At 61.0% G+C, this 17,996-nt stretch carries 17 protein-coding genes; 9 read left to right on the forward strand and 8 right to left on the reverse strand.

Annotated elements, in window-relative coordinates; all coding sequences use genetic code 11:
- The first annotated feature begins 70 nt into the window (after positions 1-70).
- A complete protein-coding gene (locus LC094_RS02225) occupies positions 71-847 on the forward strand; it encodes an esterase/lipase family protein (RefSeq protein ID WP_226549853.1) in 777 nt (258 codons plus the stop codon).
- 96 nt (positions 848-943) lie between these two features.
- Here the strand turns inward: LC094_RS02225 and LC094_RS02230 are convergent, their stop codons facing one another.
- On the reverse strand, positions 944-2,113 hold the full coding sequence (locus tag LC094_RS02230; protein WP_226549856.1) for a dipeptidase: 1,170 nt from the start codon (positions 2,111-2,113) through the stop codon (positions 944-946).
- A gap of 144 nt (positions 2,114-2,257) precedes the next feature.
- Here LC094_RS02230 and LC094_RS02235 point away from each other — a divergent pair, with 144 nt between their 5' ends.
- Positions 2,258-2,575, forward strand: coding sequence for a DUF4389 domain-containing protein (locus LC094_RS02235; RefSeq protein WP_226549859.1), 318 nt, complete (start codon positions 2,258-2,260; stop codon positions 2,573-2,575).
- A 1-nt stretch (position 2,576) separates the two neighbouring features.
- On the forward strand, positions 2,577-2,846 hold the full coding sequence (locus LC094_RS02240) for a DksA/TraR family C4-type zinc finger protein (RefSeq protein WP_226549863.1): 270 nt from the start codon (positions 2,577-2,579) through the stop codon (positions 2,844-2,846).
- Here LC094_RS02240 and LC094_RS02245 read toward each other — a convergent pair whose 3' ends face one another.
- From LC094_RS02245 to LC094_RS02260, 4 genes are all read right to left on the reverse strand, one after another.
- On the reverse strand, positions 2,847-3,326 hold the full coding sequence (locus LC094_RS02245; protein WP_226549866.1) for a GNAT family N-acetyltransferase: 480 nt from the start codon (positions 3,324-3,326) through the stop codon (positions 2,847-2,849). It lies immediately after the preceding gene.
- Complete coding sequence (locus tag LC094_RS02250; RefSeq protein WP_226549869.1) at positions 3,323-5,158, reverse strand: M3 family oligoendopeptidase; 1,836 nt, start codon at positions 5,156-5,158, stop codon at positions 3,323-3,325. Before LC094_RS02250 ends, LC094_RS02245 begins: the two co-directional genes overlap by 4 nt.
- Before the next feature lie 72 nt (positions 5,159-5,230).
- Complete coding sequence (locus LC094_RS02255) at positions 5,231-6,184, reverse strand: alpha/beta fold hydrolase (protein WP_226549872.1); 954 nt, start codon at positions 6,182-6,184, stop codon at positions 5,231-5,233.
- Between the two features lie 6 nt (positions 6,185-6,190).
- Complete coding sequence (locus LC094_RS02260; protein ID WP_226549875.1) at positions 6,191-6,481, reverse strand: SCP2 sterol-binding domain-containing protein; 291 nt, start codon at positions 6,479-6,481, stop codon at positions 6,191-6,193.
- A gap of 90 nt (positions 6,482-6,571) precedes the next feature.
- On the opposite strand from LC094_RS02260, the gene LC094_RS02265 reads away from it, so the two are divergent.
- From LC094_RS02265 to LC094_RS02285, 5 genes are all read left to right on the forward strand, one after another.
- Positions 6,572-7,141 carry a tetratricopeptide repeat protein gene (locus tag LC094_RS02265; RefSeq protein WP_226549878.1) on the forward strand — a complete coding sequence of 190 codons (570 nt, stop codon included), beginning with the start codon at positions 6,572-6,574 and terminating at the stop codon, positions 7,139-7,141.
- A gap of 34 nt (positions 7,142-7,175) precedes the next feature.
- Positions 7,176-10,058, forward strand: a complete 2,883-nt coding sequence (locus LC094_RS02270) for a helicase-related protein (protein ID WP_226549881.1) — start codon at positions 7,176-7,178, stop codon at positions 10,056-10,058.
- Positions 10,059-10,439 carry an RNA-binding S4 domain-containing protein gene (locus LC094_RS02275; RefSeq protein WP_226549884.1) on the forward strand — a complete coding sequence of 127 codons (381 nt, stop codon included), beginning with the start codon at positions 10,059-10,061 and terminating at the stop codon, positions 10,437-10,439.
- Between the two features lie 53 nt (positions 10,440-10,492).
- A complete protein-coding gene (gene fdxA, locus LC094_RS02280; protein WP_167600033.1) occupies positions 10,493-10,831 on the forward strand; it encodes a ferredoxin FdxA in 339 nt (112 codons plus the stop codon).
- A 418-nt stretch (positions 10,832-11,249) separates the two neighbouring features.
- Positions 11,250-11,759: a CarD family transcriptional regulator gene (locus LC094_RS02285; protein ID WP_167600034.1), complete on the forward strand. Its 510-nt coding sequence runs from the start codon at positions 11,250-11,252 to the stop codon at positions 11,757-11,759.
- A gap of 349 nt (positions 11,760-12,108) precedes the next feature.
- Here LC094_RS02285 and LC094_RS02290 read toward each other — a convergent pair whose 3' ends face one another.
- Positions 12,109-13,830 carry a hypothetical protein gene (locus LC094_RS02290; RefSeq protein WP_226549886.1) on the reverse strand — a complete coding sequence of 574 codons (1,722 nt, stop codon included), beginning with the start codon at positions 13,828-13,830 and terminating at the stop codon, positions 12,109-12,111.
- 183 nt (positions 13,831-14,013) lie between these two features.
- The gene (gene cobS / locus LC094_RS02295) at positions 14,014-14,778 is read right to left on the reverse strand and encodes an adenosylcobinamide-GDP ribazoletransferase (protein WP_226549887.1); all 765 of its coding nucleotides are present in this window, start codon (positions 14,776-14,778) and stop codon (positions 14,014-14,016) included.
- Between the two features lie 73 nt (positions 14,779-14,851).
- Here cobS and cobT point away from each other — a divergent pair, with 73 nt between their 5' ends.
- Positions 14,852-15,868, forward strand: coding sequence for a nicotinate-nucleotide--dimethylbenzimidazole phosphoribosyltransferase (gene cobT, locus LC094_RS02300; RefSeq protein WP_226549889.1), 1,017 nt, complete (start codon positions 14,852-14,854; stop codon positions 15,866-15,868).
- A gap of 29 nt (positions 15,869-15,897) precedes the next feature.
- Here the strand turns inward: cobT and LC094_RS02305 are convergent, their stop codons facing one another.
- On the reverse strand, positions 15,898-17,784 hold the full coding sequence (locus tag LC094_RS02305; protein WP_226549892.1) for a monovalent cation:proton antiporter-2 (CPA2) family protein: 1,887 nt from the start codon (positions 17,782-17,784) through the stop codon (positions 15,898-15,900).
- Between the last annotated feature and the right edge of the window lie 212 nt (positions 17,785-17,996).

Consider the following 17,996-nt stretch of genomic DNA (forward strand, 5'->3'; position numbering starts at 1 on the left):
CGCCCACTGGGCGCCCTTTGCGTGTTGTGCGCCCTTGTTTTGTCATGAGCCTTCGGCCATATGATCGCCCATGAAGAGTTTGTTTTATGCCTTAGTTTTCGGTGGCTTGCCTCTGCCCTTGGCGGCGGAACACACGGCTGTTTCAGAGCCGCGCTGCGTGATCTTGCTGCATGGTTTGGCGCGCACCGATGCCTCCATGTTGGTGATGGAACACGCCCTGCAGGCGGCGGGGTACACGGTCGTCAATCAGGGCTACCCCTCGCGTGAGGCCCCCGTGGCGCTTCTGGCCGATCCGGCTCTACGCGCCGCGCGGGCGGGCTGTAGCGAGGGCATCACGCCCGATGTGGTGACCCACTCCATGGGCGCGATCCTCTTGCGCAGCTTTGCCGCCGATCACCCGGAGCTGGACTGGGGCCGCGTCGTGATGCTGGGCCCGCCGAACCATGGCTCCGAGATCATCGACACCTTCGGGGGCTTCGCGGCTTTTGAGACCGCCAATGGCCCGGCGGGGTTGCAGCTTGGCACAGGGAGCCTGCCCGAGAGCCTGCCGCCCGTGCCCTTTGAGACCGGGGTGATCGCCGGAAGCCAGTCGCTGAACCCGATCCTCTCAGCCGTCGTTGAGGGCGAGGACGATGGCAAGGTCTCCATCGAGAGCACCAAGGTCGCGGGCATGACGGCGCATCTGACCCTGCCGGTGACGCACACCTTCATGATGCAAAACCCGCGCGTCATCGTGCAGACCCTGAGTTTTCTGAACACCGGCGGCTTTGAGCCGGAGCTGGGCGCGGGGGACGCGCTCAGCGAGCTGTGGGACTTGGGCGTCGAAAGCGTTTCTCAAAAACCTTGAGCCACTCAATTTTGAGAAACGCAGCAATATCAATTCAGTGTGGCAACGTTTTTCGCTCAATCTGAAACAGATTAAACGAAACACGCTTGAGTAGGCCTATTCGGGCAAGACCGCGCCCAGCACCCGCATCATATTGCCGCCCATGACGCCGACGATCTGATCCTCCGAGAGGCCTTGATCCATGAGCGCCTGCGTCAGCGCCGCCAATTCCGAGGTGTCGAATTCCACCGTCACCGAGCCATCGTAATCGGAGCCGAGCGCCACATGATCGGCGCCGACCAGATCGACCGCCGCCTTGATCGTTTTGGCAACGCCTGCGGGTGAGGCGTCACAGGTCACATCCGCCCAATAGCCGATGCCGATCACGCCGCCGGTCGCGGCGATCTGTTGCATCAACCCGTCCTCGAAATTGCGCTTCACCGGGCAATGCGAATGGATGCCGGTGTGCGAGAGAACCAGCGGCTGGTCGGTCATCTCGATCACCTCGCGCGCCATCTGCGGTGAGGCGTGCGCGAGATCAATCACCATCTGTTTGGCGATCATCTCCTGTACCACGGCGCGGCCAAACTCGGTCAGGCCTGCGTTATCCTCACCATGCAGAGAACCGCCAAGCGCATTGTCGAAGAAATGCGTGAGCCCCATGAGGCGGTAACCCGCGTCATAAATCCGGTCCAGATTGGCGAGATCGCCCTCCAAAATATGCCCACCCTCTGCACCAAGGAGTGCGCCGGTCAGGGGCTGGCCTTCGGCGCGGGCGGCAAGCACCGCGTCGAGGTCAGATTTGGTGCGAATGATCCGCACCTGATCGGGGGCCTTCGCCTCATAGCCCTGCATCCGTTTCGCCATGTAAAGCCCGCGCTCGGTCAGATCCCCCCAGCTTTTCACGGGCCAAAGTTCCCCGATGGCCAAAAGCGTGATGTTGTCGCGCGCCTCCGCCGAATTGTGATCGTAATTCTGCCCGGCGGGGCTTTTGGTGACGGCGGTGAAGACCTGCACCGCGACATTGCCCTCGCGCAGACGCGGGAAATCGACATGGCCGCGATTGCCGCGTTTCAATAGGTCGCGGTTCCACAGCAGGCTGTCGGCGTGAAGATCGCCGATCACGATCCGGTCGTGCAGCGCCTGTGCTTCGGCGGAGACAGAGTAGGGCGCGTGCTCGACCATGCCGTTCTGGCCCTTCTCGACGATGCCCGGCAAGAGGCCAAAGAAAAACGCAGCTCCTGCGACGATGACGACGCCAAGGCCGCGGCCAATCCATTTGATCATTGAAAATCCTCCCGTTTTGTCGGTGACCCTAGGCGAGGTCGCAAAATCGCCCAAACGAAACCTCGCGTCACCTCTCCCGATCATGATGATTTTGGTCGTGCGGTCTTCGCGTTAAACTGCTGTCACAAAGCAAAGGAATCACCCATGGCCGACCCGCATGAATTCGATCACGTGATGCCCGATCTGGGCAGCAAGAAACCGGCGCGGCCCGAGGAAATCTCTGAAAACATCGGCGCGCGGATTTTGCATTCGATCATCATCTGGGTGATGATGAGCTTTGCCTCGACCATCATCGGCGTGTTGGCGGTGTTGCAGGCGATCATCATGTTGATGAATGGCAAAAAACCCAATGACCGCGTGGCGGATGCGGGCACCGATATTGGCATCTGGTTCGCCAAGGCGACGCGCTACATCACCGGCGACAGCGAGGTGAAGCCCTGGCCCTGGACGGAGCTCGACTGAGATGGCAGGCGGCTGGGCAAAAGACGGCGCTGTGAGCGAACAGATCGAGGCCTCGATCTCCGACGAATTGGCGCGGATGAAACAGACCCGCACGCCTGTGGGCGAAAGTTTCACCGAATGCGCTGAATGTGGGGAGGACATCCCAGAGGCGCGGCGCAAGGCCATTCCGGGCGTGAAGCTTTGCATCGACTGCCAGCAGGAGCGTGATGGGGCCTATAAAGCGCGCGGCGGCATCAACCGGCGCGGGTCGAAAGACAGTCAGTTGAAATAATCACCTGAGATCAAGCCGCAGAATGTGCTGCGGCCCCAATCCTCCGCCATGATAGAGCGCGCCGGTGTCGGTGAACCCGCCGTTCAGGTAAGCGTTGCGAGCATGGGGATTACGGCAATTCACCGTGAGGTAGCAGAGGCTACGCTCCGGGTAAGTCTTCGCCAGATAGGGTTTGAGCATCGCGCAGGCCGCGGAGGCAATCCCGCGTCCCTGCGCCTTGTGATCAATCAGAAACATCCGAAGACCAAGCGCGCCCGGCTCAGCAAACGCGTGGCTCTCGGCATAGCTTCGATCAATGGCGAAAAAGCCGACGGGCGTGCCACCTTCCTCAATCACATGACCGTCTCGATCCTCGGGCGCGTTGCCCATGGTCTTGGCGGGCAGGCCGGAAAACTGCGCCTGCTCCGGCGGCAAGGAAAACCCCGCAACACGGTGCAACGCGCTGCGGGGCAGGGGATGTATTGTGAGGCCGGAGCTCACTCCATGGCTTCCAATTCGTCGATAAAGCCGGAGATCATCGACAGGCCCTTGTCCCAGAATTTCGGGTCGGAAGCGTCCAAGCCAAAGGGCGCCAAAAGCTCCTTGTGGTGTTTCGATCCGCCCGCTTTGAGCATGTCGAAATACTTGTCCTGAAAGCCCTCGGGTTGCTCCTGGTAGGCCGCGTAAAGCGCGTTCACCAGGCCGTCGCCAAAGGCATAGGCATAGACGTAAAACGGCGAATGCACGAAATGCGGCACGTAGGACCAGTAGACCTCGTAGCCGTCCATGAATTCAAACGCCGGGCCGAGGCTTTCGCCCTGCACCGACATCCAGAGTTTGTTGATCTCATCGGAGGTCAACTCGCCGCCCTTGCGCGCGTTGTGGAGTTTGCATTCGAAGTCGTAAAACGCGATCTGGCGCACGACCGTGTTGAGCATGTCCTCGACCTTGCCCGCGAGCAAAACCTTGCGCTCGGCGGGCGTTTTGGCGTCTTTCAACAGCTTTTGGAAGGTCAGCATTTCGCCAAAAACCGAGGCGGTTTCGGCGAGCGTCAAAGGCGTGTTGGCCAGCAACTCGCCTTGGCCTGCGGCCAGAACCTGATGCACGCCGTGGCCCAATTCGTGGGCGAGGGTCATCACATCGCGTTGTTTGCCAAGGTAGTTCAGCATCACGTAGGGGTGCGCGTCGGTGACGGTCGGATGGGCAAAGGCGCCCGGCGCCTTGCCCGGTTTCACGCCCGCGTCAATCCAGCCATCGGTGAAGAACGGTTTGGCGATTTCGGCCATTTTCGGCGCAAAGCCCGCGTAGGCCTCCATCACCGTGTTCTGCGCCTCGTCCCAACCGATGGTGCGGCTTTCTTCGAGCGGAAGCGGTGCGTTGCGGTCCCAGACTTGCAATTTATCGAGGCCCAACCAGCCGCGTTTCAGCTCGTAATAGCGATGCGACAGTTTCGGATAAGCGGCGACCACGGCGTCGCGCAGCGCCTCGACCACCTCGGGTTCGACGTCATTCGACAGGTGACGGCCCGTCTGCGGCGTCGGCATGCCGCGCCATTTGTCCTCGATGTCACCCATCTTGGCCAAGGTGTTGTGAACACGGGTGAAAATCTTGATGTTGTCGCCCAGAACCTTTGCCACTTCCTTGGCCGCCGCCTCGCGCACCGTGCGGTCGGGGTCGGACATGAGCGTGGTCGTCGCCTCTAGGCCCAAGGTCTCGCCATTCACCTCGAATTTGAGATCGGCGACGGTTTCGTCGAAGAGTTTGTTCCAAGCAGACGCGCCCACGACGGACATGTCGTGTTCGTAGCGCTCCAGCTCGTCAGAGAGCTGATAGGGCCGCATCTTGCGCATCCGCTCAAAGATCGGCCGATAGCGCGACAGGCCCTCGTGTTTGAGCATGTCTTCGAGCGTTTCCTCGGGAATGCGGTTCACTTCGAGGGAGAAAAACACCAACGGCGCGGTGTAAGTCGTGATCTTATCCTGAATGTCGGAAAAGAACTTGGCGCGCTCGCCGTCGACCGTGTTCTGGTAATACAGGAGGCCCGCGAAAGAACCCAAACGCCCGGCGACCTGCGAAATGCGTTCGTCGCGCAGGATGCATTCATACATGCCCGCGCCGTCGAGATCGGCGAGCTTGCCCTCGTAATCTTCGGCAAAGCTGGCGCAATGTTCTTCGAGCCAGTCGAGATCGCGTTTCACCTCGGGCGCGTCAGTGGCGGGGTAAAGATCGGTCAGGTCCCAATCCGGCAGGTCTCCGAACTTCTTCGCGCCGCCCTCGGCACTTGCATCGAAAACTCTATCTTGGCCTGTTTTTTGCCCTGTGGTGAACCGCATCGCATCACTCCTAATCTCTTTGACACAAGAGATAGGCGCTCCGCACGGGGGATGCAAAGGGGATAGGGCGGTTTAGCCGCCGCTTTGCTCAAAAAGCGCGGCCAAACGGTCGTAGAACAGCGCGCGCGTGGCGGGCGTCTCCATCGGCACCTCGTGGCGGGCCCCCGGCACGATCACCAATTCGCAGGACGGCCAACGGGTCGCCAGCTCCTTCACCGCTTGGGTGTTCACGATCTTCTCGTCGCCGCCGAGAAAACACAAGACCGGCACATCCGGCAAAGCGTGCTCGAACGCCCAGTCGTTTTCGCGGATCGCCTCCGTGACCCAATGCGAGGACGGTCCGCCGAGGCCGAGATCGGGCTGGGCCACGACCTGATCGGTCATGTAATCGAACATCTCGCGATCCGAGGTCAAAAGATTATCCTTGAACCCGTGCCAGATCATGTAGGTCTCTGCCTTGGTCCCCGGCGCCCGCAGGTTTTGCAGGCCGAGCGCGTGCAGCACCGGAGAGACAAATCGCAGAAGCAGTTTCTGAACAGGCGTCAGGCCAATTCCCCACATCGGTGCGGAAAATCCGGCGGCCTGAAAGGGTTTGCCCTCAATGAGCGCCCGGATGCCAATCGCGCCACCCATCGAGTGGCCGATCAGGAACCAGGGTTTCGGCATGGCTTTTTCTTCGGCCAGCGCAATCACCGCATCGAGGTCTTTCTGGTAGTCCTGAAACTCCTCGACATGGCCGATGCGCCGGTCTTTCAACAGGCGATCTGCCAAGCCTTGCCCGCGCCAGTCGATGGCCAGGGAGGCAAAGCCACGGGCGGCAAAATCCGCCGCCGCGCGACCGTATTTCTCAACGCATTCGGTGCGCCCGGGCAGGATAAACACCGTGCCCTTCGCGCCAGCCTGCGTGGTCTGAAGGGGCCAGAGCCCGACACGAATGCGCACCCCGTCCGAGGTGGTCAGCCAATAGGCTTCGCCGCCCTCCGGCCCTTGGGCCAGATCGGCAAAATAGGGTGCGGTCTCGGTCATCTGATCTTAGGCCAGAACAGAGCCCAGTTGCATCGCGAGGCCCATGTCGCCATCGACCGACAGTTTGCCCTGCATGAAGGCGGCGGTCGGGTTCACATCGCCCTCGATCATGCCCTGAAAGGTCTCGAGATCGGCGGTCAGGGTCACATCGGCCTCGTCGTCAGAGGCACGCGCGCCGTCGCTGTCGACCACGATGGCGCCTTCGCCCTCGATCACGAATTTCGCGACACCGGCGTCAAAACCGCCCTCCATCTTTTCGTTCAGGGCTTCGACGGCTTTGGTGATGAGATCGCTCATGGGTTTTCCTTTGGTTGGTCTTTGCGGAGCATATAGGCACTCATTTGTGACTTTGAACATCCGCCTCAGAAAGCTACTATCGAAAGTGTTATGAAAGCATTGCGACAAATTCTCAAATGTGCCGTTACGTTTCAGGCTCTGTTCTGGCTTCTTTTTGCCGGACAGCCGGGGTTTGCGGCGGATCAGGCGCGGCTTGATACGCTTTTTGCCGAATTGTCCAAGGCCGATCCCTACGGGGCGGGTCAGATCGAACAGGAAATCGCCATGGAGCTGGCGCGCTCTGGCTCTGACGCGATGGATTTGCTTTTGGAGCGTGGCCGCGCGGCGATGGAGGTCGGTGACATTCAGGGTGCGATTGGCCATCTGACCGCTTTGGTCGATCATGCGCCTGAGTTCACCGAAGGCTATAATGCCCGCGCGACAGCCTATTTCATGGCCGGGCTTTACGGGCCCGCGATTGCCGACATCGGTCAGGTTTTAGACCGCGAGCCGCGTCATTTCGGGGCTTTGTCGGGGCTGGCGCTGATCCTGGAAGAGATCGGGGATAACCCGCGCGCCATGGAAGTCCTCTTGCAAGTCCAGAAGATTCACCCGCAAATGCAGGGGCTGTCGGATCGGATTGCGCGTCTGGAACTGGTCCTTCAGGGCACGGCGCTCTAAAACAGCAGGCAGAGAGACCAAGAAGGCGAAATTCATGACGGGCATGACCGGTCGGATCACGGCAGTGCTCGGCCCCACGAACACAGGCAAAACCCATTACGCCATCGAGCGTATGCTGTCCTATCGCACGGGCGTGATCGGCCTGCCTCTGCGGCTTTTGGCGCGTGAGGTTTACGACCGCATCGTCGCGGCGCGCGGGCCGTCGGTGGTGGCGCTTGTGACCGGCGAAGAGCGCATCGTGCCGCCCCGCACGCAATATTGGGTCTGCACGGTCGAGGCGATGCCCACCGGCATGGGGTCGGATTTCCTCGCTGTCGATGAGATTCAGCTGTGCGCCGATCCCGAGCGGGGTCATGTTTTCACCGACCGGCTTTTGAACGCCCGCGGCACCCATGAGACCCTGTTCATGGGGTCGGATTCGATGCGCTCTGTGATTGCGCAGCTGGTGCCCAAGGCGCAATTCATGCACCGCGACCGGTTTTCGCGCCTGACCTACGCAGGGTCGAAAAAGATAAGCCGCATGCCGCCGAGGGCCGCGATTGTCGGGTTTTCTGTGGATGATGTTTACGCCATTGCCGAGCTTTTGCGCCGGCAAAAGGGCGGGGCGGCGGTCGTCATGGGGGCGCTCAGTCCCCGGACACGGAACGCGCAGGTCGAGATGTATCAAAACGGCGATGTCGATTACCTCGTCGCCACGGATGCGATCGGCATGGGGCTCAATCTCGACGTCACCCATGTGGCCTTTTCCTCGACCATGAAATTCGACGGGCGGCGGATGCGGCCCTTGATGCCCAACGAACTGGCCCAGATCGCGGGCCGCGCCGGGCGGTATCAGACCGACGGCACCTTTGGCGTGACGGGCGAGGCGCAGCCCTTTGACGAGGAGGTGATCGAGGCCATTGAGGAGCATCGCTTTACGCCTCAGAAAAAGCTCAACTGGCGCAACTCCCGGTTGGAATTCGGCACGGTCGACCGGCTGATCGGCTCTCTGGAAATGGCGCCGGATGATCCGTCTTTGGTGAAAGCCCGCGAGGCGGATGACCTACAGGCGCTGAAAACCCTGTCGGACCTGAAATCCGTGCGCCCGCGTCTGCGCGGCTCGAAGGATGTGCGGCTCTTGTGGGACGTCTGTCGCATACCCGATTTCCGGGGAATCAGCCACGGCGAACACACCTCGCTTTTGGAGCGGATTTTCGAGTTTTTGCATGAATATGGGCGGGTTCCCGACGATTGGCTGGCCGGACAGATCAAACGCATTGACCGCACCGAGGGCAATATCGACACTCTGTCTAAAAGACTCGCCTATATTCGCACTTGGACCTATGTTGCCCAGCGTGAAAACTGGGTCGATGACGAAAGCCATTGGCGCGGCGCGACCCGCGCTGTAGAAGACCGATTGTCGGATGCGCTGCATGGTGCACTGACGCAAAGATTTGTGGACCGGCGGACGAGCGTGCTCCTTCGGCGGCTCAAGCAAAAGGAGGGCCTTGTGGCCGACGTGAACGATAAAGGTGAAGTGACGGTTGAAGGCGAATTCGTCGGCCGTCTGGAAGGGTTCCGCTTTCAGCAGGACAAGGCGGCAACGCCCGATGAAGCCAAGACGCTGGCCCAGGCCGCGATGGCGGCATTGGCGCCGGAGTTCAGCCTGCGTGCTGACCGGTTCTACAACGCGCCCGACACGGAGATGGATTTCACCGAACAGGGTGGCCTGATGTGGGGTGAGCACGCCGTGGGCAAACTGGTGCCCGGCGACGATGCGCTCAAACCGCGGGCTGTGGCCTTTGTCGACGACGGTGTCGCGCAAGACGTGGTGGAGAAAGTCCAGCGCCGGTTGCAGCATTTCATCGACCGCAAGATCGCGACCCTTTTCGAGCCGCTTCTGAACATGTCCCGCGACGAGGCCCTCACGGGTCTGGCGCGCGGCTTTGCCTTCCGTCTAGTCGAGAACCTCGGCGTCATCCCGCGCGAGCAGATCGCCCAAGAGGTCAAAGAGCTGGATCAGGACGCCCGTGGCGCGTTGCGCAAACATGGCGTGCGCTTCGGTCAGTACACGATCTTCATGCCGCTTTTGCTGAAACCGGCGCCGACGCGTCTGCGTCTTTTGTTGTGGGCGTTGAACGCGAAATTCGACACCTTCCCCGACAGCCCGCCGCCGGGTCTGGTGACCATCCCTGCCGTGGTGGACGCTCCCGAAGGCTATTATGCCATGTCCGGCTATCGCCTCTCCGGTCAGCGCGCGATCCGCATCGATATGCTGGAACGCCTCGCCGATCTGCTGCGCAGCCAGGACAGCCGTGGCGGGTTCGAAGCCAACCCGGATATGCTGTCGATCACCGGCATGACCTTGGAGCAATTCGCTGACCTGATGGGCGGCATGGGCTACAAGGCCGAGCAGGGCGAGCGCGTGAAGGTGAAAGCCGTCGATCAGGTGATCGAGGCCGAATCTGCGCCGGCTGAAAACGCCGATGATGCGCCTGCCGATCTGTCCGGCGTCGCCGCCGAGATCCCCGACGAAGGCGAAGCACCTTCTGCCGAGATCGCCGAACACGCGCCCGTCGAAGATGAGGCCGCAGAGTTTGCCGAGACCGAAGTGCCCGAAGGCGTGGCGGCTGACGCCGGTCTGCCGGAAGAGGAGAAGGAAGTCTTCTACACCTTCACCTGGGGTGGCAACCGGGGCGGCAACCGCAACGCTGGCCGTGGCCCGCGCCGTGAGGGCGGGGATCGTCCGCAGGGCAAAAAGGGTGGCAAGCCGCAGGGCAAAAAAGGTGGCAAGCCGCGTCGTGACGGTGGTCGTGATGGAGGAAAGGGTGGCAACCAGCCGCAGACTTTCTCTTCCAAGCCGCCGCGCAAGGAAAAGCAGATCGACCCCGACAACCCCTTCGCCGCCGCGCTCATGGGGCTCAAGGACAAGAAGTAAATGGAAAAGCGGGAGACCATTCGTCTCGACAAGTGGCTGTGGTATGCCCGCTTTTTCAAAACCCGCGGGCTGGCGGCCAAGACCGTCACCGGCGGGCACGTGCGGGTGAATTCCAACAAAGTGTCAAAGGCCTCGACCTCTGTGGGCGAGGGCGATGTTTTGACCTTTCCGCAGGCGCGCAACATTCGGGTGATCAAGATTGCCGCCTGTGGCACTCGGCGCGGCCCGGCGCCCGAAGCGCAAACCCTTTACGAAGACCTCAGCCCGCCCGTCGTCTCGAAGGACCCTGTTCCGTCTGTGCCACGGTTCGAGGGAAAAGGTCGTCCCACAAAGAAAGATCGTCGCATGACGGACCTTTCGCGCCCTGACATGCTTGATTGATCCGGCACTTGGGGCTAGCAAAGGCGCAAATGATCAGATTTGGATGAGCCGCAATGACCTATGTCGTGATTGATAACTGCATCGCCTGTAAATACACCGACTGTGTCGAAGTCTGCCCCGTGGATTGTTTCTACGAGGGGGAGAACATGCTGGTGATCCATCCTGACGAATGCATCGACTGTGGCGTCTGTGAGCCGGAATGTCCGGCCGACGCGATCCGCCCGGACACCGAGCCGGACATGGAGAAATGGGTCGAGCTGAACCGCAAATATGCCGAAGCCTGGCCCGTAATCCTTGAGAAGAAAGACCCGATGCCGGGCTATGAGGACAAGGACGGCGAAGAGGGCAAGTTGGAGAAGTATTTCTCCGAGGCTCCCGGCGAGGGGTCCTGATTCTGCGAATCTTCTCGAATCACGTGTATGATTCGCATATCCAAGGGTCCTGTTCTTCAGGGCCCTTTTTATATGCAGTCCTCGGTATAAGTCCTTGATTCATGGATAAGCCCCTGAAAACGGGGGGCTCTTGCTGCCGCTTCACTGAGCTGTGCTTTCTTTGGGGCGTTTTTTGTGCTATGATCACTCAACCACGTTAGGACATATCGACCTCAACCCCCTGAGCCGCGCTTTTATGGGGATTGAGTTTTTCGCGCCTAAATCCGGCCCCTGACGCCATTCCGGCAGGGGACAGGTCACAGTTTGGTTTCGGGCTTTTGTGTGTGCTCGGACCTCATGTGATCCGGGGCGAGTGCGAAAGTGCGATGCGGCCGAAAAAGGTGGTGCCAACGGTCCCGTCTGAGGAAAAAACCTGCAAATGAGCAAGACCAAGAAATCCGAATTCCGCCCCAACGATTACGTTGTTTATCCGGCCCATGGCGTCGGTCAGATCATGTCGATCGAAGAACAGGAAATCGCGGGCATGTCCCTTGAACTTTTCGTCATCGCCTTTGAAAAAGACAAGATGACGCTGCGCGTTCCGACCAACAAGGCCGTCGAATCCGGCCTGCGGTCGCTGTCGTCGCCGGAACTGATTCAGGACGCGATGAAGACCCTGAAAGGCAAGGCCAAGGTCAAACGCGCCATGTGGTCCCGCCGTGCGCAGGAGTATGAGCAAAAGATCAACTCCGGCGACCTGATCGCCATCGCCGAAGTGGTGCGCGACCTGCACCGCACCGACGACCAACGCGAGCAGAGCTACTCCGAGCGTCAGCTTTACGAAGCGGCTCTGGATCGTCTGACCCGCGAAGTGGCCGCCGTCTCCGGCTCTGACGAGGCGGATGCGCAGAAGAAAGTCAGCGACGTGCTCGTGAGCCGCGCCGCCTGATTTCTGAGTATTTCAAGCACAAAGGAAACCGCCGGGAGGGAGACCTCACCGGCGGTTTTCTTTTGAGAGTGTGGCGCAGGCTCCTCGAACGGTCAGGGCCACTGTTCGAAGAGCCTGCGGTGTGAAGCGCGCATCACGGCACGCTTCTGTCGTCACTCCAAAGAGGCTTGGCCGTGACGCCGATGGCACGGCACAGGAGGGAGACATTCAACTCGAACATACTCTTGACCCATCCCCCGCCCCCTCTTGCACCGTGCAATCGGCCTGTTTTCTCTACGAAAAGTCAGAGATTTCCACATTCCCCAGATGGGGTAAGCGCATCAAAAAAGCGGTATGAGTGTGGAAATTTTCACGCCATCCGGGTCAAATGTGCCAGTGCTTTGTCCCAAGCGCGGAAGAACACGAAGCGGCCCGCGTTCTCGACGGTCTCGATGTCGATCTCCGGGTAGCGCGCGGCATGTTGGGCCAGCATGTCTGGCGGGATTTCCGTGTCTTCGACACCTTGCAGGAACTGCACCGGCAGGCTTTGCGCCATGGCACGCAGATCCTGCGACCAATCCATCGTCATCTGTTCAATCGTGGTCCGGGTGAAAATATCCGCAGCGTTATAGTCCTTCGACAGGGTAAAGTGGCTGCCCTCAAACAGCGCCTCACGTATGTCCGGATCGTCCAGCAAGGCCAGATCGCCCGGCGCATCGGCGAAAATATTGCGGATAAAGGCGCCCTTGCCGGCCTTTTGCGCCAGCGCGAACCCGGCCTTGATCAAAAACGGCAAAAGCCGGGGCGTGTGGCGGGCGGTGGCCAGGATCATGCGGTGCCATTTGTCCATGCAGGCGATCTGGTTGGGTTCGGTCACCGGAAAGACCGCGCCACAGCCGACGACGCCAGTGATGAGATGCGGAAAGAGGGCGGCGAATTTCGCAACGAACATCACATCGACGCCAAGCGCCAGATGCGGGCAGGGGCCGAGGTTGAGGTGTGCCACCAGCTCGGCCATGTCGCGGGCGTAATGCTCAGACAAGCTGCCCATCGCGGGGGGCGTGTCCGAGGGGCCGTAGCCTCCACGCAGAGGCAGGATCACGCGAAGCCCCAAAGTGCGGGCCTGTTCCTCCGCCGCCTGCGGCCAATGGGTAAAGCCGTAATCCATCGGCCAGACCAGCACCGGTTTGCCCGCAGGCGCTCCAAATTCGCGGTAATCCAACCGCCGCCCGTCGCTCAGCTCCATGCTTTGCCACTGAACCGCGGGTCTGGCCGTATCCTCACCGGGCTGCGTCTGTGATCCACCCGGTGCGGTCGCCATATGCATCATCATCAACACGATGCGGATCAATTCGGCCTGTGAGCGGGTGTCGGTCTTGCTCAGGATGGTTTTCACCTGGGTGCGGATCGTATCGACGGAACGCCCACGCGCGGCGGCGATTTCCTGAATGTTTTCGGATTTGATCAGACGTTGCATGACGGCGATCTCGGCGGGGGTCAAAGCAAAGGCGGCGGCCAGAACCGCATCGAAATCCTCGGGCCAGATCAGCTCGGAGGAGAGGATCAAAACCACCGGCCCGGCCTGAGGCAAGACCTCTGCGTGCAGTTTCAAAAGCGTTGGGCGGGAGTGGTCGTCCCTGTGCAATTCCAAAAGCGTGTCGGCTGCATCCTTGCCCACACCGCGCGGGTTCAGATGTTTCTTGACCAGAGCCAGCAGGGTCGCCCGTGTGTCCTCGGGGAGGGCGGCAGAGCCGAGCGGCGCTCCGGTCTCGACCCTGAACAGTGATGCTGCGGGGCCGTTGGCGGCCAGAACAATAAGCCGGGCGTCGACCAGAATGGCGGTGGATTGCGAAAACCGCGCCATGAGGGCGGCGATCTCATCGCCTTGCGGCTGTGCCGTGCTGCGGGCGAGGATTTCTTCGGCGCGATGGAAATGTTTGAGCAAAGCATGCTCCGACAGACCGGCGGGCACCGTTTCGCGATCCATATGGGGCAGGAGGCGCGCATAGCGTTCCGGGCATTCGGGCGCGAGGGCCACGTCATAGATTGCGGACAGGATGTCATCCGGAGGGGAGATGCGGGTCTGGTTCATTGCGCGCCGAGGGGGACGAGTGGAAATCTGCCCTCAGGATCGCTTGTGGATGGTGTTGGACAAAGGCTTTTCTGGCCGCATGGGAAAAGTCGATGATTTTTCCCCCTAAAATAGTAGGGGGAACTGGAGTTTTCGTGACGAATCCTGCCTGAATGCTGTGCAAAACAGGCGGCTGCACATGTTTCAGGCGAGTGTCGCAAAGACCGTCAAGGCCATGATCTCCGCCACATTTTGCGTCGCGCCCAGCACATCGCCGGTCTGGCCGCCGATCTTCTGCTTGGCGATCCGAGCGGTGACAAAGGCGGTCACGGTGACGGCGGAGGCGGCCAATACCGTCGGCACAAAGCCGACCACGACCCAGGACAATATGAATGCCACGACAGCACCAAGGCTCGCGGCATCGCGCGGCGGGCGGCCGGTTTGCACCGACAGACCGTCGTGGCGCGCGGGCGGCAACAAGGCCATGAGATAGGGCAGGGGCGCGCGCGACAGCATGGCGCTGGCGATCACCGTTGTGACGATCACATCCTCATGCGCCAGCGTCGAGAGCGCGGTGAAGCGCAGCAACAGAGACAGGATCAACGCCAGAACTCCGTAAGCCCCAATGCGACTGTCGCGCATGATCTCAAGGCGCCGCGCGCGCTCAAATCCACCCCAAAAGCCATCGGCACAATCCGCCAAACCGTCTTCGTGCATGGCGCCCGTGACAATCACCAAAGTGGCCAAGGTGAACCCGGCGATCAGACCGGCCCCTAGGGTCAGCCAGCCCGCAATCGTGGCGACGGCCCCCGCGATCAGCCCGACGGCCAGCCCCGCGAGCGGAAAGGCCCATGTCGCCTCCGCCGTGCGCGAGAACCCGGCCCGGACCGGAATGCGGGTCAAAAGGGCAAGTGCTGTGACGACATCGCCGGGCATAGGTTGGAAACGCGGCGTGAAACGGGGGATCATGTGAAATCGCTCCTGTCCTTGTGGGTGCTCTCGGGATAAAACCCCGACACGACAAATACAATGAGGACGACCAATGGTTTTCACCGGTGCTTTTTCCGATCTCGCTGGCTTTGAACATCTGTTGAAACAGGCCCCCGGCCCGGATTTGGCGGCAAAAGAGGCGGCGGAAGCGCGCAATGCGCAGCTCACGAAACCGGCCGGGTCTTTGGGACGGCTCGAAGAGATCGGCATTTGGTATGCCAGTTGGCGCGGTGAGGGGCGGCCCAAGATCAGCCAGCCGCAGGTCGCGATCTTTGCCGGCAACCATGGCGTGACGGCGCGCGGGGTCTCGGCCTTTCCGGTGGAAGTGACCGTTCAGATGGTGGCGAATTTCCAACACGGCGGCGCGGCGATCAACCAACTGGCGCGCAACGCGGGCGCGTCGATGTCGGTGCATCCGATCGCCTTGGACCGCCCGACAGGGGATTTTACCGAAACCGTCGCCATGTCCGAGATGGACTGTGTCGAGGCGCTTTTGATAGGCTGGAACGCGGTCAACCCGCAGTCGGATTTGCTGGTCGTGGGCGAAATGGGCATCGGCAACACCACGTCTGCTGCGGCCATCGCCAACGCCTTGTTTGGCGGTGCGGCGGCCGATTGGGTCGGGCGTGGCACGGGCGTCGATGACGCTGGGCTCAAGATCAAGGAAGAGGTCTGCGCCGCCGGTGTGGCGCGCCACGCAGGCAAAACGCCTCTGGAAATTTTGGCCGCCTTAGGTGGGCGCGAAGTGGCGGCGATGGCGGGCGCGATTGCCCGCGCACGGCACCTGCGCATCCCTGTGGTGCTCGATGGCTTCATCTGCTGTGCGGCGGCGGCCACTTTGGAGCGCGCCGTGCCGGGCGCTTTGGATCACTGCATCGCAGGCCATGTGTCGGACGAGTCCGCGCATCCGGCGGTGCTCAGCGCTTTGGGCAAAGAGCCTCTGGTCGCCTTGGGCCTGCGGTTGGGCGAGGGCTCAGGCGCGGGGCTTGTGATCCCGCTGGTGAAGGGCGCGGTCGAATGTCTGTCGGGCATGGCGACCTTCGCCGAAGCCGGTGTGTCGGACAAATAAGCGGGCAGAGACACGAGGGGCGATGCAGTTCAGGCCGCATCGTCTTTCTCGCGTTTGCGTTCCAATTCCGTGACCAAAGCCGCCTCGAATTCCTTGTCGAGCGCCTGAGACCGCGCGACATAGGCGGTATTCTCCGACACCGGTTTGCTCGGGTCCCAAAGCTCGGCCAACGCCCGCATCGCTTCGCGGTCGTGTTGGTAATAGGCCTTTTCCGTGACGGCGGCGTCATATTCGGAAAAGCCCATTTCTTCCAACACATAGCGGCCAGCGCGCAGCGAGCTGTCGAACATCTCACGCACGATCTTATCGGCGCCCGCCTTGTAAAGCTCATAGACGTGGATGCGGTCGCGCGCGCGCACGATGATAAACAGATCGGGCCGCAGGTTCCGGGCATATGTCACAAGCTGCGTCGCGGCCTTCGGGTCATCCAATGTGATCACCAGAATACGGGCGGTGTCGATGCCAGCGGCATGTAAAAGCTCGGGGCGGGTGGGGTCGCCAAAGAAACCCTTGAAGCCGAACTTGCGCATCAGCTGAATGGTTTTCAGGTCGTGATCCAGCACGGTGGTCTGAAAGCCAGAGGCCTGCACCAGCCGGTTCACCACCTGCCCAAACCGCCCGATGCCCGCGATGATGATCTTTTGCTGATCGTCGATCTCATCGGCCGGGGTGTCCTCGGCCCGGTCCGCGAGTCTCATCCGCAGATAGTCCTGGAGCATGAAGAACAGCGGCGTGAACAAGAGCGACAAAGCGATGATCAACAGCACCCGCTCGCCCATGAAGGACGACAGAACGCCCTGTTGCAGCGAGAAGGTCGTCAGCACCATGCCGAACTCCCCGGCCTGCGCCAGAGACAATGTGAACAACCATTGCCCGCGTTGGCGCAGTTTGAAAATTCGCCCGATGACGTAGAGGATCAACCCTTTGGTGACCATCAGCGCGAAGGTCAGCCCGATCAAGGTGATCGGATCGTGGAACAAAATGGTGAAATTGATGCCCGCGCCGACCGCGATGAAAAACAGCCCCAACAACAGCCCCTTGAAGGGCTCGATGGAGCTTTCAAGCTCGTGGCGGAACTCGGAGTTCGCCAAAACCACACCGGCGAGGAAAGTGCCCAAAGCCGGAGACAGGCCCACAGCGGTCATCAGCCAGGCAATGCCGATCACGATCAACAAAGCGACGGCGGTGTAAATCTCGCGCAGGTTGGCGGAATGGATGTAGCGAAACAGCGGGCGGGTCAGAAACACCCCCGCCAAAATGATCGCCGCGACGGCGCCCAGGGTCACCAAAGTGACGCCCCAGCCGGGCAGCCCCTCGACCAGAGTGGCACTGTGCCCGGCGGCGTTTTCGAGATCGATAGCGCGGCTGATCGAGCCGTCGGGGTTGATCGACAGGGCCGATCCCACGGCCAAAAGCGGCATCAGCGCCAGCATCGGGATCACTGCGATGTCCTGCGTCAGCAAAACGGAAAACGCCGCGCGCCCGCCGCCCGTGTGCATCAGGTTCTTTTCCGACAGCGTCTGAAGCACCACCGCCGTTGAAGACAGCGACAGGATCATGCCAAGCGCCAGCCCCGTCTGCCATGTCTGCCCCGCCCAGATTGCGGCGCCCATGATGGCGGCCCCGGTCAAAACGATCTGCAATCCGCCCATGCCCAAAAGCTTGTTGCGCATTTCCCATAGTCCGCGCGGGTCCAATTCGAGTCCGATGAGAAACAGCATCATCACCACGCCAAATTCGGCGTAATGCAGCAAATCTTCGCTCTCGTTGTGCTGAACCAGCCCCAAAAGCGGGCCGACAATCATCCCGGCCAAGAGATAGCCTAAGACGGAGCCAAGCCCCAAGCGGCGCGCCAGAGGCACGGCGATGACCATGGCGGCGAGGTAGATGACGGCTTGGGCCAGAAGGCCTTGCATGGGCGTGGTCCTTATCGGGATGTGCTGGATCGGGATGAGATGGGGCGGGTGAGGTCGTGAAACCTATATTCACGCCTCATTACAGAGAGGTAAAGCCCCGCCGTCCCAGACAGAGGTATGGCAAGGGGGATGTGTGATTTTTCTCGGACGATTGCCTCACAAAGAATGAGGTCTCCGGGATGCAATGGCGCTTGCTCCGCTGCATCCCGATG

The organism is Celeribacter naphthalenivorans, from assembly GCF_020524585.1.
Taxonomy (GTDB): domain Bacteria; phylum Pseudomonadota; class Alphaproteobacteria; order Rhodobacterales; family Rhodobacteraceae; genus Celeribacter; species Celeribacter naphthalenivorans.

What these genes read in the sequence shown, in the direction of transcription:
- LC094_RS02225 (WP_226549853.1), top strand. Translation starts at nt 71, where the DNA reads ATGAAGAGTTTGTTTTATGCCTTAGTTTTCGGTGGCTTGCCTCTGCCC.
- LC094_RS02230 (WP_226549856.1), bottom strand. Translation starts at nt 2,113, where the DNA reads ATGATCAAATGGATTGGCCGCGGCCTTGGCGTCGTCATCGTCGCAGGA.
- LC094_RS02260 (WP_226549875.1), bottom strand. Translation starts at nt 6,481, where the DNA reads ATGAGCGATCTCATCACCAAAGCCGTCGAAGCCCTGAACGAAAAGATG.
- LC094_RS02305 (WP_226549892.1), bottom strand. Translation starts at nt 17,784, where the DNA reads ATGCAAGGCCTTCTGGCCCAAGCCGTCATCTACCTCGCCGCCATGGTC.
- LC094_RS02255 (WP_226549872.1), bottom strand. Translation starts at nt 6,184, where the DNA reads ATGACCGAGACCGCACCCTATTTTGCCGATCTGGCCCAAGGGCCGGAG.
- fdxA (WP_167600033.1), top strand. Translation starts at nt 10,493, where the DNA reads ATGACCTATGTCGTGATTGATAACTGCATCGCCTGTAAATACACCGAC.
- LC094_RS02275 (WP_226549884.1), top strand. Translation starts at nt 10,059, where the DNA reads ATGGAAAAGCGGGAGACCATTCGTCTCGACAAGTGGCTGTGGTATGCC.
- cobT (WP_226549889.1), top strand. Translation starts at nt 14,852, where the DNA reads ATGGTTTTCACCGGTGCTTTTTCCGATCTCGCTGGCTTTGAACATCTG.
- LC094_RS02290 (WP_226549886.1), bottom strand. Translation starts at nt 13,830, where the DNA reads ATGAACCAGACCCGCATCTCCCCTCCGGATGACATCCTGTCCGCAATC.
- LC094_RS02240 (WP_226549863.1), top strand. Translation starts at nt 2,577, where the DNA reads ATGGCAGGCGGCTGGGCAAAAGACGGCGCTGTGAGCGAACAGATCGAG.
- LC094_RS02235 (WP_226549859.1), top strand. Translation starts at nt 2,258, where the DNA reads ATGGCCGACCCGCATGAATTCGATCACGTGATGCCCGATCTGGGCAGC.
- LC094_RS02250 (WP_226549869.1), bottom strand. Translation starts at nt 5,158, where the DNA reads ATGCGGTTCACCACAGGGCAAAAAACAGGCCAAGATAGAGTTTTCGAT.
- LC094_RS02265 (WP_226549878.1), top strand. Translation starts at nt 6,572, where the DNA reads ATGAAAGCATTGCGACAAATTCTCAAATGTGCCGTTACGTTTCAGGCT.
- LC094_RS02270 (WP_226549881.1), top strand. Translation starts at nt 7,176, where the DNA reads ATGACGGGCATGACCGGTCGGATCACGGCAGTGCTCGGCCCCACGAAC.
- LC094_RS02285 (WP_167600034.1), top strand. Translation starts at nt 11,250, where the DNA reads ATGAGCAAGACCAAGAAATCCGAATTCCGCCCCAACGATTACGTTGTT.
- cobS (WP_226549887.1), bottom strand. Translation starts at nt 14,778, where the DNA reads ATGATCCCCCGTTTCACGCCGCGTTTCCAACCTATGCCCGGCGATGTC.